A 426-nucleotide genomic window follows, 5' to 3' on the forward strand; every position below is an offset into this window, starting at 1 on the left:
TCGCCTCGCTCACATGGGCGACGAAGAAGGTCCTGCATCCGGCGGCCCACAGCGTGCGCACCGCCGGTTCGATCCCGATGCCGTAGGCGTCCGCCTTGACCACGGCGCCGCATTCGCCGGGACTGGCGCGGTCCCGCAGCAGCCGCCAGTTCGCCGCGAGGGCGCAGAGGTCGATGGTGAGCGTCGCGGGGGCGACGGGGATCGGCTCAGTAGTGATCAGGCAGCCTCTCCTCCTGAGCCAGGTCGGTGAAGCGCGTCACGTCGGCCTGGAACGCCAGCTTGACCGTGCCCGTCGGGCCGTGGCGCTGCTTGCCGATGATCACCTCGGCCTTGCCGTGGATCTCGTCCATGGTGGCCTGCCACTTCATGTGCTCCTCGGTGCCCATCTTTGGCTCGCGCTTGTCGAGATAATATTCTTCGCGGAAC

General features: G+C 67.6%; 2 protein-coding genes. Both read right to left on the minus strand.

Annotation, left to right across the window (positions count from 1 at the left end; genetic code table 11):
- The coding region (locus AC2JF9_RS09655) for an alanine racemase (protein ID WP_500727347.1) at positions 1 to 220 on the minus strand (220 nt) is incomplete at its 3' end.
- A partial coding sequence (locus tag AC2JF9_RS09660) for a DnaB-like helicase C-terminal domain-containing protein (RefSeq protein ID WP_500727344.1) occupies positions 207 to 426 on the minus strand: 220 nt, incomplete at its 5' end. The genes AC2JF9_RS09660 and AC2JF9_RS09655, both read right to left, overlap by 14 nt.

It is taken from the genome of Lactobacillus sp. C449L (assembly GCF_059900815.1).